General features: G+C 55.2%; 17 protein-coding genes and 1 tRNA gene. 15 read left to right on the forward strand and 3 right to left on the reverse strand.

Annotation, left to right across the window (positions count from 1 at the left end; genetic code table 11):
• Window positions 1-19: 19 nt before the first annotated feature.
• The gene (locus tag KL786_RS22405; protein ID WP_215518992.1) at window positions 20-1,048 is read left to right on the forward strand and encodes a nucleoside hydrolase; all 1,029 of its coding nucleotides are present in this window, start codon (window positions 20-22) and stop codon (window positions 1,046-1,048) included.
• A gap of 33 nt (window positions 1,049-1,081) precedes the next feature.
• Here the strand turns inward: KL786_RS22405 and KL786_RS22410 are convergent, their stop codons facing one another.
• Complete coding sequence (locus KL786_RS22410; protein WP_032859528.1) at window positions 1,082-1,294, reverse strand: hypothetical protein; 213 nt, start codon at window positions 1,292-1,294, stop codon at window positions 1,082-1,084.
• A 135-nt stretch (window positions 1,295-1,429) separates the two neighbouring features.
• Between KL786_RS22410 and KL786_RS22415 the strand changes: the two genes are divergently transcribed.
• Both KL786_RS22415 and KL786_RS22420 read left to right on the forward strand, forming a co-directional pair.
• Window positions 1,430-1,735: a hypothetical protein gene (locus tag KL786_RS22415; protein WP_032859530.1), complete on the forward strand. Its 306-nt coding sequence runs from the start codon at window positions 1,430-1,432 to the stop codon at window positions 1,733-1,735.
• Window positions 1,736-1,882: 147 nt separating this feature from the next.
• Window positions 1,883-2,203: an I78 family peptidase inhibitor gene (locus tag KL786_RS22420; protein ID WP_215518993.1), complete on the forward strand. Its 321-nt coding sequence runs from the start codon at window positions 1,883-1,885 to the stop codon at window positions 2,201-2,203.
• A gap of 72 nt (window positions 2,204-2,275) precedes the next feature.
• On the opposite strand, the gene KL786_RS22425 is transcribed toward KL786_RS22420, so the two are convergent.
• Together KL786_RS22425 and KL786_RS22430 are read right to left on the reverse strand one after the other, a co-directional pair.
• Entirely contained in the window at window positions 2,276-2,488 is a 213-nt protein-coding gene (locus KL786_RS22425) for a cold-shock protein (RefSeq protein WP_007905882.1), read from the reverse strand.
• 289 nt (window positions 2,489-2,777) lie between these two features.
• Window positions 2,778-3,089: a hypothetical protein gene (locus tag KL786_RS22430; RefSeq protein ID WP_215518994.1), complete on the reverse strand. Its 312-nt coding sequence runs from the start codon at window positions 3,087-3,089 to the stop codon at window positions 2,778-2,780.
• 351 nt (window positions 3,090-3,440) lie between these two features.
• Here KL786_RS22430 and thrS point away from each other — a divergent pair, with 351 nt between their 5' ends.
• The 12 genes from thrS to KL786_RS22490 all read left to right on the forward strand — a co-directional run bounded on the left by thrS (window position 3,441) and on the right by KL786_RS22490 (window position 15,642).
• Window positions 3,441-5,363 carry a threonine--tRNA ligase gene (gene thrS, locus KL786_RS22435; RefSeq protein ID WP_065943848.1) on the forward strand — a complete coding sequence of 641 codons (1,923 nt, stop codon included), beginning with the start codon at window positions 3,441-3,443 and terminating at the stop codon, window positions 5,361-5,363.
• Complete coding sequence (gene infC, locus KL786_RS22440; RefSeq protein ID WP_169851780.1) at window positions 5,363-5,914, forward strand: translation initiation factor IF-3; 552 nt, start codon at window positions 5,363-5,365, stop codon at window positions 5,912-5,914. Before thrS ends, infC begins: the two co-directional genes overlap by 1 nt.
• A gap of 60 nt (window positions 5,915-5,974) precedes the next feature.
• Window positions 5,975-6,169, forward strand: coding sequence for a 50S ribosomal protein L35 (rpmI, locus tag KL786_RS22445; protein ID WP_002553160.1), 195 nt, complete (start codon window positions 5,975-5,977; stop codon window positions 6,167-6,169).
• Between the two features lie 30 nt (window positions 6,170-6,199).
• A complete protein-coding gene (gene rplT / locus KL786_RS22450) occupies window positions 6,200-6,556 on the forward strand; it encodes a 50S ribosomal protein L20 (RefSeq protein WP_003174975.1) in 357 nt (118 codons plus the stop codon).
• Window positions 6,557-6,665: 109 nt separating this feature from the next.
• The gene (gene pheS, locus KL786_RS22455; RefSeq protein ID WP_003203624.1) at window positions 6,666-7,682 is read left to right on the forward strand and encodes a phenylalanine--tRNA ligase subunit alpha; all 1,017 of its coding nucleotides are present in this window, start codon (window positions 6,666-6,668) and stop codon (window positions 7,680-7,682) included.
• A gap of 26 nt (window positions 7,683-7,708) precedes the next feature.
• The gene (gene pheT, locus KL786_RS22460; RefSeq protein WP_215518995.1) at window positions 7,709-10,087 is read left to right on the forward strand and encodes a phenylalanine--tRNA ligase subunit beta; all 2,379 of its coding nucleotides are present in this window, start codon (window positions 7,709-7,711) and stop codon (window positions 10,085-10,087) included.
• A 3-nt stretch (window positions 10,088-10,090) separates the two neighbouring features.
• On the forward strand, window positions 10,091-10,393 hold the full coding sequence (ihfA, locus tag KL786_RS22465) for an integration host factor subunit alpha (protein WP_002553164.1): 303 nt from the start codon (window positions 10,091-10,093) through the stop codon (window positions 10,391-10,393).
• Window positions 10,374-10,730 (forward strand): MerR family transcriptional regulator, encoded by a 357-nt coding sequence (locus KL786_RS22470; RefSeq protein WP_032859540.1) that lies wholly within the window; start codon window positions 10,374-10,376, stop codon window positions 10,728-10,730. The genes ihfA and KL786_RS22470 overlap by 20 nt, the downstream gene beginning before the upstream one ends.
• A 90-nt stretch (window positions 10,731-10,820) precedes the next feature.
• Window positions 10,821-10,897, forward strand: a tRNA-Pro gene (locus tag KL786_RS22475).
• A gap of 516 nt (window positions 10,898-11,413) precedes the next feature.
• Window positions 11,414-13,744: a P-loop ATPase, Sll1717 family gene (locus KL786_RS22480; RefSeq protein WP_020300934.1), complete on the forward strand. Its 2,331-nt coding sequence runs from the start codon at window positions 11,414-11,416 to the stop codon at window positions 13,742-13,744.
• A 259-nt stretch (window positions 13,745-14,003) separates the two neighbouring features.
• Window positions 14,004-15,257, forward strand: a complete 1,254-nt coding sequence (locus tag KL786_RS22485; protein WP_020300933.1) for a tetratricopeptide repeat-containing protein — start codon at window positions 14,004-14,006, stop codon at window positions 15,255-15,257.
• Between the two features lie 19 nt (window positions 15,258-15,276).
• Entirely contained in the window at window positions 15,277-15,642 is a 366-nt protein-coding gene (locus tag KL786_RS22490) for a TIR domain-containing protein (RefSeq protein WP_252193818.1), read from the forward strand.
• Window positions 15,643-15,689: the final 47 nt, after the last annotated feature.

The raw sequence follows: 15,689 nt of genomic DNA on the forward strand, positions 1-15,689 counted from the left end.
CAATGACAAGGAGTGCGTCATGCAACGTAGAACCCCAACCCTGCGACACCTGTTTCGGAGTGTGCTGCTTTTGTCCGTGCTAACTGCTGCAAGCGCCCAGGCGGTGGAAAAAATCGACCTGATCATTGATACCGATCCGGGCGCCGACGACGTGGTCGCGTTGCTGTTTGCGATGGCCTCGCCGCAGGAGCTGAACATTCGTGCGCTGACTACCGTGGCCGGCAACGTGCGGCTGGACAAGACCTCGCGTAATGCGCGATTGGCGCGCGAGTGGGCAGGGCGTGAAGAGATTCCGGTGTATGCCGGTGCGCCGCAGCCGCTGCTGCGCACGCCGATCTATGCCGAGAATATCCATGGCAAGGAAGGCATTTCCGGTGTCACTGTGCATGAGCCGAAAAAAGGCCTGGCCGAAGGCAATGCGGTCGACTACCTGATCAAGACCCTGAGTACCGCCAAGCCCCATAGCATCACCATCGCCATGCTCGGCCCGCAGACCAACCTGGCGCTGGCGCTGACCCAGGCGCCGGAAATCACCCAGGGCATCAAGGAAGTGGTGGTCATGGGTGGCGCGCACTTCAATGGCGGCAACATTACGCCGGTGGCCGAGTTCAACCTGTTTGCCGACCCGGTGGCGGCTGAAATCGTGCTTAAAAGTGGCGTCAAGCTGACCTACCTGCCGCTGGATGTAACGCACAAGATACTCACCAGCGAAGCGCGCCTGAAGAAGATCGCCGACCTGAATAACAACGCCAGCAAGGTGGTGGGCAATATTCTCAACGAATACGTCAAAGGTGATATGGAGCACTACGGTATGACGGGTGGCCCGGTGCACGACGCCACCGTGATCGGCTACCTGCTCAAGCCCGAGCTGTTCACCGGGCGCCAGGCCAATATGGTGGTCGATAGCCGCGAAGGCCCGACGTTCGGCCAGACCATCGTCGATTGGTACGATGGCCTCAAGCACGACAAGAACGTGTTCTGGGTGGAAAATGGCAATGCCCAAGGCTTCTTTGACCTGCTCACCGAGCGCCTTGCACGCCTGAAGTAAGCTGCCTGCCGGTCGGCGCTCGCCGGCCGGTGACTATTCGCGCAGAGGGTCTTCGACTCCCATATGGTCGGCCGGGTATTTCTCGAATACCTGGCCGATAAAGGCTTGCGCGGCCTGGGTGCCCAACTCCTTGACCAGCAGGTCTATGCCGATGATTGCCAATTCTTCCGGGCTGCCTGGGCTGTAGGAACTTTGCCCTTGAGGCCACTTGGCTTTGATATCGGCATTGATGGTAACGATGGTCATCGGGTTCTCGCGGCTCGCTCAGGCTGGGATGGCCTGTTGAGTTAACCATTTTACGCGGTGTTTGGCACTGCTACTTAGGCATGAGGGTAGGGCTGTGCGACACTGGTGCCCTGTTTAATTGCCAGGACAAACCGCGTGCACATCGATTTGACCAACCCCAAGAGCCTCACAATGGCAGCCGTTCGCCAAATGATTGCCAGTGCCAGTGACGATCAGCACACGCAATTACGGGTGACCAAGGCTGGTATTGCCTATATCTCTTCTTGCGTGGTGGGAGGGATGGAGGTCAACGGTCTGTTGTTCCGCCTGGAGACCTGGGCGGCAGGGTCTGGTTATGTCGGCAACGTGGCGGCCAGTGATGAGGTGTGGGTGACGCAGATTTATAACGCGCTGAAGCAGAACTGGCCGAATCCGCCGTTTGACTACATCGATATCTACTGACGCTCATTCATATCTGGTGACGATTGATTCATCAGTCCGCGCTGCTGAGTCAGGCAGACTCGCCTACAGCCAATTGTGACAATTCTGAAACCAATCGGCCAAATCACGGTCGCACGATCTCTGTCCATTTTTATCAAAGGAGGCTTCATGCCTTGGAAGCTCGCATCATTCGGTACCTTGTTGGCGGCAGTCGTCCTGGCGGGTTGCAGCACTTCGGGTACCTCTGAGCCGGCCAAAGATACGGCCGTGGCTGAGTCTGCTCATACTCGTTGTGAGGCGAAGGCTGCGCAGTTCACCATCGGCCAGAAAGCCTCGCCGCAACTGCTGGAGCAGGCCCGTACCCGTGCGGGTGCGCAGAATGCACGCATTCTCAAGCCTAACGATATGATCACCCTCGAGTACCGTTCCGATCGGCTGAACCTCAACACCGATGACAACCTGGTGATTACCCGCGTCAACTGCGGCTGATAGCACCGCACTTTTGCATCGCCCATAAAAAACCCCGTCACATGGACGGGGTTTTTTTGATTGGCGTAGAGATTACTCTGCGCGAACCTGTGCAGCTTGCATACCCTTTTGGCCTTTCTCAGCCACGAAGGAAACGGTTTGGCCTTCTTTCAGGCTTTTGAAACCGTCGCTTTCGATAGCTTTGAAGTGTACGAACAGGTCGTCACCGCCACCTTGAGGAGTGATGAAGCCGAAGCCTTTTTCATCGTTGAACCATTTAACGGTGCCGGTTTGGCGATTAGACATGGTGTATCTCCAAGAAACATATATTTTCAGTAGTGCTGTGCTGCTCAGGCCAACTGGGCACACCGGGCTATCATAGTCGAAATGTTCGGCTTGGGAGCCCCCCCAAGGCACTGTTTGCTAATCAAACGCGTTTTCTTCAGTGCCTTGATTGGCTGAAAGCCCCGGTTCACGGGGCTTTGCTGCGAAATATCAGCTGGTAAAAAAAGCCATAAAAGCTATGTAAATTGTGAGAAATAGCAGTTTTCAGCGAGTTTTCAGGCCGTTTTGGCGGTCTGATTTCTTGCTGGGCTTACTTTTTCTTCACGACCTTGCAGGACGAAATAGCCGCGACGGCCTTGTTTTTCAGCTCCGCACTGGCGTTCTGATTGGTCATCAATTCCTTGATTTCCGCCGTGCTCAATTCCGCGTTGATTTTGTCCGCGCCGCATTCGCAATGGGCTTTGGCGGTTTTGACATCAACGTTCTGGCTGGCAGCAGTGCTGCAGTCCTGGACGAAGCTGTCCCGCGCACCCGCGGGCCAGTTGGAGGGCGCGGCGGCGTGTGCGCCAATGGAGAACAGGGCCAGGGAAGCGGCAAGGGCGAAGATCGAGGTGCTGCGCATGGTGAGATGCTCCTTGGGTCGATAGGACGGACAGCGATTTTCAGTGTGTTTGAGGCCTGGCGTACAGCCCAAGTTCACTTTTGGCTGTAAAAGCCTGGAGTTTTTCGTTAGCCGGCTGTAGGGCCACGCCATGACCGTTCATCTGTGCTAGCATCCACGACCTGGCTTTTTTCTTGCCAGGTTCCTTTATGTTTAACTCCAGTCACTCTGGTTCGATTATCGGTTGGCCGCAAGGCTCCTGCCGCTGTAAGGCAGGCGTTCATCACTGAACGGCCTGGTGTTGGATCTTGTACTGGCTCATCCCAACCCACGTGACCTTTGGTAGGGGTCACCACTAGGAGAGGAGGCGCCATGCCAACTATTACTCTTCCCGACGGCAGTCAACGTTCATTCGATCATCCGGTTTCCGTAGCCGAGGTCGCCGCATCCATTGGTGCAGGCTTGGCCAAGGCCACCGTGGCCGGCAAGGTCGACGGCAAGCTGGTTGACGCCAGCGACCTGATCACCTCCGATGCCAGCCTGCAAATCATCACGCCCAAGGATCAAGAGGGGCTGGAGATCATTCGCCACTCTTGCGCGCACCTGATTGGCCATGCGGTCAAGCAGCTGTACCCAACAGCGAAGATGGTGATCGGCCCGGTCATCGACGAAGGCTTCTATTACGATATCGCCTACGAGCGTCCTTTTACGCCGGACGACCTGGCGGCCATCGAACAGCGCATGCACGCACTGATCGAGAAAGATTACGACGTCATCAAGAAAGTCACCCCGCGTGCCGAAGTGATCGACGTGTTCACCGCCCGTGGCGAGGACTACAAGCTGCGTCTGGTGGAAGACATGCCGGACGAACAGGCCATGGGCCTGTATTACCACGAAGAATATGTCGACATGTGCCGTGGCCCGCACGTGCCGAACACGCGCTTCCTCAAGTCGTTCAAGCTGACCAAGCTGTCCGGTGCCTACTGGCGCGGCGACGCGAAGAACGAGCAACTGCAGCGGATCTACGGCACTGCCTGGGCTGACAAGAAGCAGCTGGCTGCCTACATCCAGCGCATTGAAGAAGCCGAAAAACGTGATCACCGCAAGATCGGCAAGCGCCTGAACCTGTTCCACCTCCAGGAAGAAGCGCCGGGCATGGTGTTCTGGCACCCGAACGGCTGGACTCTGTACCAGGTGCTTGAGCAGTACATGCGCAAGGTTCAGCGCGACAACGGTTACCTGGAGATCAAGACTCCCCAGGTCGTTGACCGCAGCCTGTGGGAGAAATCCGGGCACTGGGCCAACTACGCCGACAACATGTTCACCACCCAGTCGGAAAACCGCGACTACGCCATCAAGCCAATGAACTGCCCGTGCCACGTACAGGTGTTCAACCAGGGCCTGAAGAGCTACCGCGAGCTGCCGATGCGCCTGGCCGAGTTCGGTGCCTGCCACCGTAACGAGCCATCGGGTGCGCTGCACGGCATCATGCGCGTGCGCGGCTTCACTCAGGACGACGCCCACATCTTCTGCACCGAAGAGCAGATGCAGGCCGAATCCGCCGCGTTCATCAAGCTGACCATGGACGTTTATCGCGATTTCGGCTTTACCGACGTCGAAATGAAACTGTCCACTCGTCCGGAAAAACGCGTTGGCTCCGACGAACTGTGGGATCGCGCCGAATCTGCACTGGCCGCAGCGCTGGACAGTGCGGGCCTTGCGTACGATCTGCAGCCGGGCGAGGGGGCTTTCTATGGTCCGAAGATCGAGTTCTCGCTGAAAGATTGCCTTGGCCGCGTCTGGCAGTGTGGTACCCTGCAGCTCGATTTTAACCTGCCGATCCGTCTGGGAGCCGAATACGTCTCCGAAGACAACAGCCGTAAACACCCGGTTATGCTGCACCGGGCGATCCTCGGCTCGTTCGAACGGTTCGTCGGGATCCTGATCGAGCACTACGAGGGCGCGTTCCCTGCGTGGTTGGCTCCGACCCAGGCAGTGATCATGAATATCACTGATAAACAGGCAGATTTCGCCGCTGAAGTTGAAAAAACACTCAACGAAAGCGGATTTCGTGCCAAGTCCGACTTGAGAAATGAAAAGATCGGCTTTAAAATCCGCGAGCATACTTTGCTCAAGGTTCCCTATCTTTTGGTTATCGGAGATCGGGAAGTCGAGATGCAGACTGTCGCTGTGCGTACTCGTGAAGGTGCTGACCTGGGCTCGATGCCCGTCGCCCAGTTCGCTGAGTTCCTCGCGCAAGCGGTTTCCCGGCGTGGTCGCCCAGATTCGGAGTAATTATTATTAAGCGTGAAATGAGACAAGATAAACGAGCTGCACCGAAAGCCCCGATCAACGAGAATATCTCGGCACGCGAGGTTCGGTTAATTGGGGCTGAAGGTGAGCAGCTTGGGATTGTGTCAATTGAAGACGCGCTTCTTAAGGCTGAAGAAGCCAAGCTCGATTTGGTGGAGATTTCCGCCGATGCTGTACCTCCTGTCTGCAAGCTGATGGACTACGGCAAATCGATCTTCGAAAAGAAGAAGCAGATTGCTGCAGCCAAGAAAAACCAGAAGCAGATCCAGGTTAAAGAAATCAAGTTTCGTCCAGGGACGGAGGAAGGGGATTACCAGGTAAAACTGCGCAACCTGGTACGTTTCCTGAGTGATGGGGACAGGGCCAAGGTATCCTTGCGATTCCGCGGCCGTGAGATGGCCCACCAGGAGCTGGGTATGGAACTCCTCAAGCGGGTTGAAGCTGACCTGCTGGAGTACGGTTCCGTCGAACAGCATCCTAAGATGGAAGGACGCCAGCTGATCATGGTCATCGCCCCGAAAAAGAAGAAGTAATCAATAGGGCACGGCAGGCCTTCTGATTATGTTTATCAACTGAATGCGGAGTATCCGAACATGCCAAAGATGAAGACTAAAAGTGGTGCTGCTAAGCGGTTTCTGAAAACTGCTAACGGTATCAAGCACAAGCACGCTTTCAAGAGCCACATCCTGACCAAAATGTCGACCAAGCGTAAGCGTCAATTGCGCGGTAGCAGCTTGCTGCATCCGTCTGACGTGGCAAAAGTCGAGCGCATGCTGCGCCTTCGTTAATTTTTGGATCAAGACTAGAGGAAGTAACTCATGGCTCGTGTAAAGCGTGGCGTCATTGCCCGTAAGCGTCACAAAAAAATTCTGAAACTCGCTAAAGGCTACTACGGCGCGCGTTCACGCGTATTCCGTGTTGCCAAGCAAGCGGTAATCAAGGCAGGCCAATACGCCTACCGTGACCGTCGTCAGAAAAAACGTCAGTTCCGCGCTCTGTGGATCGCTCGTATCAACGCTGGTGCACGTGTTAACGGTCTGTCCTACAGCCGTTTCATTGCTGGCCTGAAAAAAGCGTCCATCGAAATCGACCGTAAGGTTCTGGCTGAACTGGCCGTGAACGAAAAAGCGGTGTTTGCTGCGATTGTCGAGAAAGCTAAAGCCACCTTGGCTTAAGTACCCCCGACAGTCACCCTGGGCTACTCCTGTAGCCCAAGGTGGTAAACGTCATAAATAGGGGAAGAGCCTTCAAGCTCTTCCCCTATTTTGTATCTGGAGTCTGTACATGGAAAACCTGGACGCGCTGGTCGCTCAAGCTCTTGAGGCTGTGCAAAGCGCTGAAGATATCAATGCCCTGGAGCAAATCCGGGTTCACTACCTTGGCAAGAAAGGTGAATTGACTCAGGTGATGAAGACCCTGGGCAATCTGCCGGCAGAAGAGCGCCCGCAAGTCGGCGCGCTGATCAACGTTGCCAAGGAGCGTGTCACAGAGGTTCTCAATGCGCGCAAGGCGTTGTTCGAGGAGGCCGATCTTGCGGCCAAGCTCGCCGCCGAGTCCATTGACGTGACCCTGCCTGGCCGCGGCCAGACCTCAGGCGGTCTGCATCCGGTTACCCGGACTCTGGAACGTATCGAGCAGTTCTTCACTCACATCGGCTACGGCATTGCCGAAGGCCCTGAGGTCGAAGACGACTATCACAACTTCGAGGCGCTCAACATCCCAGGCCATCACCCGGCCCGGTCGATGCACGACACCTTCTATTTCAATGCGAACATGTTGTTGCGCACCCATACCTCGCCGGTACAGGTCCGCACCATGGAATCGCAGCAGCCGCCGATCCGCATCGTCTGCCCAGGCCGAGTGTACCGTAGCGACTCCGATATCACCCACTCGCCGATGTTCCACCAGGTCGAAGGCCTGCTGGTTGATCGCGACATCAATTTCGCCGACCTCAAAGGCACTATCGAAGAGTTCCTGCGGGTGTTCTTCGAAAAAGAGCTGGCGGTACGTTTCCGCCCATCGTACTTCCCGTTCACCGAGCCTTCCGCTGAAGTCGACATGGAATGCGTGATGTGCAGCGGTAAAGGCTGCCGCGTCTGCAAGCAGACTGGCTGGCTGGAAGTCATGGGTTGCGGCATGGTTCACCCCAACGTGCTGCGCATGTCCGGGATCGACCCGGAAGAATTCTCGGGCTTTGCCTTCGGCATGGGCGTCGAGCGTCTGGCCATGCTGCGTTACGGCGTGAACGACTTGCGCCTGTTCTTCGACAACGACTTGCGGTTCCTCGCGCAATTTCGCTAGTCGTAACGAACCTTTAGGAGAGCAGGATGAAATTCAGTGAACAATGGCTGCGTGGCTGGGTAAGCCCGCAGGTAAATCGCGATGAGCTGGTTGCTCGTCTGTCGATGGCCGGTCTTGAGGTCGATAGCGTTACGCCGGCCGCCGGTATTTTCAGTGGCGTGGTCGTGGGCGAGGTGCTGAGCACCGAGCAGCACCCGGACGCCGACAAGCTGCGTGTGTGCCAGGTCAGCAATGGCGCGCAAACCTTCCAGGTCGTATGCGGAGCGCCAAATGTGCGCCCGGGCCTGAAGATTCCGTTCGCGATGATTGGTGCCGAACTGCCCGGTGATTTCAAGATCAAGAAAGCCAAGCTGCGCGGTGTCGAGTCCAACGGCATGTTGTGCTCCCAGGCGGAGTTGCAGGTGGGTGAAGGCAATGATGGCTTGATGGAGCTGCCGGCCGACGCGCCAGTGGGCCAGGACATTCGTGCCTACCTGGACCTGGAAGACGCCAGCATCGAAGTCGACCTGACCCCGAACCGTGGCGACTGCCTGTCCCTGGCAGGCCTGGCCCGTGAAGTGGGTGCGCTGTACAACGCCCCGGTCACGCGTCCAGTGGTTGCCGCTGTGCCTGCGGTGCACGATGAAGTGCGCTCCATCGAAGTGCTGGCGCCAAGCGCGTGCCCGCGCTACCTGGGGCGTGTGATCCGTAATGTCGACCTGTCCAAGCCGACCCCTCTGTGGATGGTCGAGCGCCTGCGTCGCGCCGACGTACGCAGCATCGATGCCGCTGTCGACATTACCAACTACGTGATGCTGGAGCTGGGTCAGCCGCTGCACGCCTTCGATCTTGCCGAGATCAACGGTGGGGTTCGTGTGCGCATGGCCGAGGAAGGCGAAAAACTGGTCTTGCTTGATGGCCAGGAAGTCACCCTGCGCAGCGATACCCTGGTGATCGCTGACCACTCCCGCGCCCTGGCCATTGCCGGTGTGATGGGCGGTGAGCACAGTGGCGTATCCGCGACGACCCGTGACGTATTCCTGGAAAGCGCTTTCTTCGACCAGATTGCCGTGGCAGGCAAGGCTCGTTCCTACGGCCTGCACACCGATGCCTCGCACCGCTACGAGCGTGGCGTGGACTGGCAACTGGCCCGTGAAGCCATGGAGCGCGCCACTGGCCTGCTGCTGGAAATTACTGGCGGTGAAGCCGGCCCGATCACCGAGACCGTCAGCGAGCAGCACTTGCCGTCGATTGCACCGGTGACGCTGCGCGCCCAGCGCGTTGAGCAAATGCTCGGCCTGGTGATTGAAGAAGCGGAAATTGTTCGCCTGTTGACCGGCCTTGGCCTGGGTATCAGCGCTGATGGGGCAGGGCAGTGGCGTGTAGAAGTGCCAAGCCATCGCTTCGATATCAGCCTTGAAGTCGACCTGATCGAAGAGCTGGCGCGCCTGTACGGCTACAACCGCCTGCCGGTTCGTTATCCGCAAGCGCGCCTGGCCCCTCAGCCAAAGACCGAAGCCCGTGCGCACCTGCCGGAGCTGCGTCGTCTGTTGGTCGCTCGTGGTTATCAGGAAGCGGTGACCTACAGCTTCATCGATCCCAAGCAGTTCGAACTGTTCAGCCCGGGCGTCGAGCCGTTGCTGTTGGCCAACCCGATCTCCAATGACATGGCGGCCATGCGTTCGTCCCTGTGGCCAGGTCTGGTGAAAGCGCTTTCCCACAACCTCAATCGCCAGCAGGACCGCGTACGCATGTTCGAAAGCGGCCTGCGCTTTGTCGGCCAACTGGACGGTCTGAAGCAAGAGCCGATGTTGGCCGGTGTGGTCTGCGGCAGCCGTCTGCCGGAAGGCTGGGCACAGGGCCGCGATCCAGTGGACTTCTTTGACGTCAAGGCCGACGTTGAAGCGGTGCTGGGCTTTGCCGGCGCACTGGATGCCTTCGCGTTTGTTCCTGGTAGCCATCCGGCGCTGCACCCAGGCCAGACTGCGCGCATCGAGCGTGAAGGTCGCCTGGTCGGTTTTGTGGGGGCTATCCACCCTGAGCTGTCGAAAACCCTCGGTCTTGACCGTCCGGTCTTCGTCTTTGAACTGGTATTGGCTGAAGTCGCTACGGGCAAGATGCCTAAATTCAGCGAACTGTCGCGCTTTCCGGAAGTGCGCCGTGACCTGGCCTTGGTGGCGGATCGTGATGTAGCGGCCAGCGCTGTGCTGGAAGTAATCCGTGAAAATGCGGGCGAATGGCTGACAGACCTCAGGCTATTTGACGTTTATCAGGGTAAAGGCATTGATCCGCATAGAAAAAGCCTTGCAGTTGGCTTGACCTGGCAGCATCCATCGCGCACTCTTAATGACGATGAGGTGAATACCACGACGCAAAATATCCTCACCTCGCTCGAACAAAGGTTGAACGCCACGTTAAGGAAGTGACGTATGGGGGCTTTGACGAAAGCTGAGATGGCGGAACGTCTGTACGAAGAGTTGGGTCTGAACAAGCGCGAGGCCAAGGAATTGGTCGAGTTGTTTTTTGAAGAAATCAGGCACGCTCTGGAAGACAACGAACAGGTCAAATTGTCCGGTTTCGGCAATTTTGACCTGCGGGACAAACGCCAGCGGCCTGGCCGCAATCCAAAAACGGGAGAAGAAATCCCGATCACGGCTCGCCGTGTGGTCACCTTTCGTCCAGGGCAGAAGTTGAAGGCCCGAGTTGAGGCTTATGCTGGAACCAAGTCATAACGACGAGCTACCCGTCATCCCAGGCAAACGCTACTTCACCATTGGTGAAGTCAGCGAGCTGTGTGCGGTAAAACCGCACGTGCTGCGCTATTGGGAGCAGGAGTTTCCTCAACTCAACCCCGTCAAACGCACCGGGAACCGTCGGTATTATCAGCGCCAGGATGTGCTGATGATCCGACAGATCCGCGCGTTGCTGTACGACCAGGGGTTCACCATCAGCGGCGCACGCCAGCGTATGTCCGGTGATGAGGCCAAAGACGACACCACCCAATACAAGCAACTGATCCGCCAGATGATCTGTGAACTGGAAGATGTACTGGTGGTTTTGAAGAAGTGAAACAAGCCTTTAAAATACTTCCACATTTCAAATGCTTGCGGTATATTCCTGATCGCTTCGTTACGAAGCGAACCCAGTTTCACGCCTAGTCGGGGCGTAGCGCAGTCCGGTAGCGCACTAGCATGGGGTGCTAGGGGTCGAGTGTTCGAATCACTCCGTCCCGACCATATTTTTCAATGACTTAGCCCAATCTTCACAGGTTGGGCTTTTTCATGTCTGAAAAAATACTCCCACATTTACTCCCACGGATATTCTAGATCTAGGTAGCTTTGGTATCTCAAGGGCTGTGAGCTAGCGACAGCTTTGGCATAAGCAGCAACGTGGGCGTTAGTTGAAATCAGGAACTTCGGGTCCTTTTTCGGTGCGCCCAGCATGGGCGCAATCTTGTGGGAGAAGATCCCGCCGTAATGCAAAGCCAAGCAGCAGGCGAAAGATGTGATTCATCTCTGTCGTGGAGACGCAAAGCAAGCGGCCGAGATCTATAGCCCAAGAGAGGTGGTCGCTGAACCTATGACTGCCTGGAAGCCAGGCTACGTGTACGATCCGGGGGCCTTCGACACCAACTAGTGGTCTTGATCCTAGCTCTAGCATGTGATGGGCATACTGATAGCCATTTACCATCGGCATGGTGGTCGTTATCCTGAAGACACGAGAACAACCGGTTGTTATTTCAGGGAAAGGATATGAAGGACGTCATTGGCTTTTTTGCTTACGCGTCAACGCCTGCCGAGATAGGGCAAACCATTGAGAGTGCTGTTGCTACCAGCTCAAGAACCAATACGAAAACGGTTGTGTCTACCTGGAGGGCCTTGGACATCGTCGGTCACTTCATCTCTGACGAAGTGCTGGCAAGTATTGATGCAGCCGATTTCCTGGTTGCTGACATCAGTGAGCTAAATTTCAACGTCACGTATGAAATTGGCTACGCCCTTGGTAAATCAAAGCGCGTTCTGCTTGTCAAAAACAAAAGCCTCCAGTCGCAGGGGTTGAAAATTTCCGATGTCGGTATTTTTGACACCCTTGGGTTTCAGGAATACCAGAACTCGCCTGAGCTGAGCGGTTTCTTGAACAACGCGTCAGCCTGGAAATCGATTGACGTGTCTGCTGCGCTCAATCTCAAGGCACCGGTTTATTTGTTGGATACACCGCACAAAACCGACTGGTCGACCCGCATCATCTCGAGAATCAAAAAGGGCGGCTTCATCTTCCGTAACTTTGATCCAAACGAAACTCCCAGGCTTTCGGCCTATGACGCGATCAATCAGGTCGCACAATCCTATGGAGTTGTGGTTCCGTTGCTATCTACTGGGGCGACAGGAGCGGCCATCCACAACATGCGAGCCGCCTTCATTGCTGGTTTGGCCGATGGCATGGGCAAGGCGATGTGCATTCTTCAGTCAGGCGATGAGCCGGTCCCAGTGGATTATCGAGACTTTGTCCAGGTTACCTACCATCCGAATGATGTTAACCGCGCCATTGAGGTGTTTGCGTCCGATGTGACCCAAGCGTTTCAGCAGCTTGAGGCTTCTGGCGCGAAACCCGAGCGGTCATTTATCAAAAAACTCAACCTCGGCGCGACATCTGCCGAGAACGAAATGCGGGATCTCGAACGTTATTATCTGGAGACCGATCAGTTTCTGAAATCGTTGCGTGGCGAGGCGCATTTGGTCGTCGGTCGTAAGGGTTCTGGAAAATCAGCCATCTTTCTTCAAATCAGGGATGCCGAGCGCGACAAAAACCGTAACAAGAATATCGTTTTGGATTTGAAGCCAGACGGCTACAAACTCATCAAATTCAAAGAACGCATCCTTCAGTTTCTTTCCGAAGGCACCTACCAGCACACAATCACGGCGTTTTGGGAGTACGTGCTACTGCTGGAAATTTGCTACAAGATTTTGGAAAAAGACAAACAGCGTCACATCCATGATCATAGGCTGTATGAAGGCTATCGCGAGCTCGCCGAGCTGTATCGGGGAGAAGATTACGATTCAGAAGGCGATTTTTCTGAGCGCATGTCGATGCTCATGGAGAAAATCTACTCCGAATACCAATCCAAGTACGGTTCAACCAAAAGCGTCAATCTGAGCTCATTCGAAGTGACCGAACTCCTGTACAAGCATGACGTAAAGCAACTCAAACAAAAGCTGGGACGTTACCTTGAGAACAAGCAGGTGCTATGGCTTCTCTTCGACAATATTGATAATGGCTGGCCAACGTCCGGACTGAAGCATGAAGACCTGCTTATGGTCAGAGCTTTGATCGACGCTACGCGAAAAATTGAACGTCAGTTCAGCAGCGACAACATCAAGGTGCGCTCGGTAGTGTTCCTACGCAACGACGTCTACGAGCTGCTGGTCAAGGAGACGTCTGACCGCGGCAAGGAAGCCAGTGTGGTGCTGGATTGGACGGATTCTGACTTGTTACGCGAGCTCGTTCGTTTGCGAATCGTGTCCAACGGTCTTGAAGAAGACCTGGACTTCAAGTCGGCCTGGCTGCGGCTTTTTGTAAGCCATTACAAGGGCGAGGAAACGTCTCAGTTTCTGATAGAGCGTTCCTTGATGAGACCACGCTTTCTCTTGAATCTGATCAATCATTGCAAGAGCTTTGCCATCAACCTCAACCACGAGATTATCGAAGGCAGCGACATTGAGAAAGGCATCGCGGCCTATTCAGCGGATCTGCTGCGCGATATTGGCTACGAGCTTCAGGACGTGTCCGATGAGACTGAAGGCCTTCTCTACGCTTTCGTCGCATCATCCGCCGACCTTTCTGAGCAGCAGGTGATGGATACTCTCCTTAAGTCTGGGCTTGATCAGCAGAAGGCGAGTCGCGCGGTAGATCTGCTGCTTTGGTATGGATTCCTGGGCATTCGAATCAACTCGGACGATCCTAAGTTTATTTATGATTTTAGCTACAACAAAGCGCTCATGGACGGGGTTAAGAAGAACTCGAACCAAGCGGTCAGTCTTGTAATTAACCAGGCGTTTTGGCCAGCATTGATGATCAACCAATAATCTAAAAATCATCCGCCAGATGGTAGGGATAGCCCCGTTGTCTGCCTTAGCCGCCGTTGGCCTGACAGACCTCAAAACAATGCTCTATGTGCGTCGCACGATTCAGATTTGCCCTTTTGCCGGAGATCGAATTCGTGGTTGCTTCATATCTTTCGAGGGCTCATCAATGAGCCTTGCATGGGCTTAGCTTGTGCTCGAACAGGATCGATAGACAGCCGCGATTTTGATCAAACATTTTTGCGAGTAAGAGATCGCTGTGATGAAGTTATGCTTTGTCGTGATGGGGTATGGCAAGAAAACCGAGTATGAGTCTGGTCGCACGCTCGACCTGAATGCAACGTACGAAACGATTATCGAGCCCGCTGTCACCAGCCGCGGCTTACGCTGCGTTCGGGCTGACGAGATCATGCAGTCGGGACTTATCGACGTAAAAATGTACGACCTGCTGCTCAGGGCTGATCTGGTCATCGCCGATATTTCCACGGGAAACGTAAACGCCGTCTACGAACTGGGAGTACGTCACGCGCTGAGACCGAATTCGACCATCGTCATGAGCGAGGACAAGGGCAAGCTGTACTTTGACCTCAATCACATCAGCACTTTCCAGTATTCGCATTTTGGTGAGGACATTCTTGCACGTGAGGCGCGGCGCGCCACGGAGGCCCTGGGTAACCTGATTGAGGCCGTGATGGCCGCCCAGGCTATCGACAGTCCAGTTTATACGTTCCTGCCCAGGTTGCGCTCGCCGAGTATGTCGGATGAAGAGTTTGAAGAGTTGGTCGATGAAGCAGAAGCCGCTCAACAACGACTTTTTCATCACATGCGCGAAGGTGAAAAGTTGATGCGGCAGAGTCAACATCATGCTGCCAGCGTAGAGTTTGCTGCTGCAAGGGATATGAAGCCTGGTGAGCCTGATATTTTGCAAAAGCTTGCACTGAGCACCTATAAGTCAAAGATTCCTAATGAGCTCGCCGCGCTGCGAGCTGCCATGGAAGTGCTTAGCCCCCTCAATCCTGAAAGCTCGAATGACCCCGAGACTGTTGGCATTGCGGGAGCGATCGTCAAGCGAATCTGGCTGCTTGAGGGTGATAGAGCTTCACTTGACTCCGCCATTGCTTTTTATCGCCGAGGCTTTGAGGTCAAGCGTGACTATTACAACGGCGAAAACCTTGCGCTGTGCTTCGAGTTTCGAGCGCAAATACAAACAGAAGACGCGGAGAGAATGTTCGACTTCATGTGCGCGCAGAAAATCCGTGAAGCGATTTTGAGGATTCTGTTGCCTGTGCTGGAGTCTCCCGATTTCATTGAACGCAGCGACAGACGCTGGGTGTATGCGACTTTGGCCAACTGCTATTTTGCGGTCGGAGACGCCACGCAAGCCGAGACGTTCGAGAATCATTTTATGGGAGCCTTCATTGCTCAATGGGAGGTTGATACTTATCAGGCGGGCAAAAGTCACGTGTTAGCAACCCGAGAGAAACGGCTCGCAGCGGTGGCCCCGTCTCAGCACTGACCGTTTGAGGTTATCGACAATGCTCAACCAACGACTTCAAGAAAGGAACAGCGAAATGGGGTTGCCCAGAACATTCGTCGGCTTCAGCAGCACAGACCGACACATGTATGAACTGATGGGGGCGTGGAAGAAAAACACTCGGATCGATTTTGATTTCGCCGACTGCCAGTTGAACATGGCGTTGAACTCGGAAGACGAGGATTACATCAAGCGCAAATGCCGGGAAAGGATTGATATGGCCGGCACCTTCGCACTGCTGATTGGCAGGGACACGCGTTCGAAACACAAATACGTGCGTTGGGAGATACAGGTAGCGATAGAGAAGGGGTGCAAGCTCATCGGCATCAACCTGGACGGAGCCCGCCAGGTGAATGCTGATCTGTAGAAGTCTCGACTTAATCTGACACCCCTCTTGAAAAAGAGCGGGGCTAC

The sequence above is a fragment of the Pseudomonas sp. TAE6080 genome (assembly GCF_018732265.1).
Lineage (GTDB): Bacteria > Pseudomonadota > Gammaproteobacteria > Pseudomonadales > Pseudomonadaceae > Aquipseudomonas > Aquipseudomonas brenneri.